General features: G+C 44.0%; 3 protein-coding genes. All 3 read left to right on the forward strand.

Annotated elements, in window-relative coordinates:
* A partial coding sequence (locus PX481_RS14485; protein WP_288094817.1) for an HAD hydrolase family protein occupies positions 1-196 on the forward strand: 196 nt, incomplete at its 5' end.
* A 121-nt stretch (positions 197-317) separates the two neighbouring features.
* Positions 318-1052 carry a dienelactone hydrolase family protein gene (locus PX481_RS14490; RefSeq protein ID WP_288094818.1) on the forward strand — a complete coding sequence of 245 codons (735 nt, stop codon included), beginning with the start codon at positions 318-320 and terminating at the stop codon, positions 1050-1052.
* A gap of 96 nt (positions 1053-1148) precedes the next feature.
* Positions 1149-2006, forward strand: coding sequence for a S1 RNA-binding domain-containing protein (locus PX481_RS14495; protein ID WP_052278385.1), 858 nt, complete (start codon positions 1149-1151; stop codon positions 2004-2006).
* Positions 2007-2118: the final 112 nt, after the last annotated feature.

Here is a 2118-nt window from a genome sequence, read left to right on the forward strand (position 1 = left end):
TATCCTAGGATTACAACCGCAAAACGTCATGGCGATCGGTGATAATTTTAATGATGTTTCTATGCTCACCTACGCGGGTGTCGGTGTCGCCATGGGTAATGCTCCCCAAGCCGTTAAGGATCAAGCCGATTGGGTTGCCCCCAGTGTAAACTTAAATGGGGTGGCTGCGGCCTTGGCAAAGTTTGTTTTAATTTGAGGAATGGGGGAATGGGAAAGTGGGGGAATGGGGAAGTGGGGAGTTTTAACTAAAACCCTAACATCCTACAATCCTCAAGCCCTAACACCCTAACACCAATCCGCTTTTCAGCGAGAAAATTATGACTATTAATACGCAAACTGTTACGATTTCTAACAAAGATATTGACATAGACGCTTATTTAGCCATTCCCGATCGAGTGGGAATTTATCCAGCAATTATCGTGATTCAGGAAATATTCGGCGTAAACGACCATATTCGCGATGTCACCCGCAGAATCGCCCAAGAAGGCTATATAGCGATCGCTCCTGCCATTTATCAGCGATTCGCTCCGGGTTTTGAAACGGGGTACAGTATGGCAGATATCGAAATCGGTCGTCAGTACAAAGAACAAACCAAAGCAGCCGAATTAATCAGCGATATCCAAGCCACCATCGATTATCTTTATAGTTTGCCACAGGTGAAAAAAACCGGTGTCGGCACGATCGGTTTTTGTTTTGGTGGTCATGTGGTTTATCTTGTCTCCACTCTAGAGGATATCAAAGTTAGTGCCTCTTTTTACGGTGCGGGAATCACCACGGGAACCCCTGGGGGTGGTCAAGCGACAGTGAAGGTGACTCCCCAAATCAAAGGGACAATCTACGCATTTTTCGGGATGTTAGATGCGAGTATTCCTCAAAAGCAAGTGGATGAGATAGAAAACGCATTAATCCGTTATCAAATTCCTCATCGAGTTTTCCGCTATGAAAATGCCGACCATGGCTTTTTCTGCGACCAAAGGGCTAGTTATAATGCTAATGCGGCCAAATCTGCCTGGGATCATGTGCTAGAGTTATTTAGCCTTCTTAAATCTTAATGGTCTGACCCCTCAAGCTTCAGCTTACACTGGAAGCAGATCGAAATTATACTTGTAACCATTCTATTTATCATGACACCGAACCCAGCCTTTTCCATGGACGATTTTGCCAAAGCTCTTGATCAATACGATTATCAATTTGAAAAAGGGCAGATCGTGCGCGGGAGAGTCGATCAACACACCTCCGATGGAGCATTCATCGATATTGGCGGCAAATCCTCCGCTTTTATTCCTTTAAGGGAAATTTCCCTGGAAAATGTTATTTCTATTGCTGAAGCTTTACCCATAGGTGCAGAATTCGATTTTCTGATTACCCGTGGACAGGACGCGGAAGGACAAGTTACCCTGTCTCTGCGGCAATTATTACTACAAAAAGCTTGGGAAAATGTCAGGGAAATCTCTGAAAGTGGCAAGTCGGTGCAGCTGCGCGTCACGGGGGTGAATAAGGGGGGAGTGACGGGAGAGGTGGAGGGATTAAAAGGATTTATCCCTCGCTCCCATTTAATCGAAAAAAATGATTTAGATTCCCTGATCGGACAACTTTTAACCGCAACTTTTATTCAAATCGATCAAGAAAATAATAAATTAGTTTTATCTCAGCGAGAAATTGCTCGCGCTAACGCTATCAGTCAATTAGCTGTGGGTAAATTATTAAGTGGCACCGTGGTTAAATTACAACCCTACGGTGTCTTTGTCGATTGCGGTGGAGTGACGGGATTACTCCATGCTAAACAGGTGACAGGAGCCTCTTTTAATTCTCCCATGACTTTCTTTAAAGTTGGTCAAGCAATTAAAGTGGTAGTCGCGGAAATTGACGAATATAAAAATCGCATTTCCCTATCCACAAAAATCCTCGAAGCGCACCCCGGCGAAATTCTCGAAAACTTTGCAGAAGTCATGGAAACAGCAGCAGAAAGATTAAAACAAGCTCAGGAAAAAACCCCAGCAACTTAGTGTAGGGTGGGTTAGGCGACAATAACTTAGATATTTTACCACCTATTTAGTATTCGCCGTAACCCACCATCAGTTATCAGGTGAATTTGTCTCCTGTCTCCTTTTTACTTGA

Source organism: Microcystis sp. M53603_WE2, assembly GCF_030065435.1.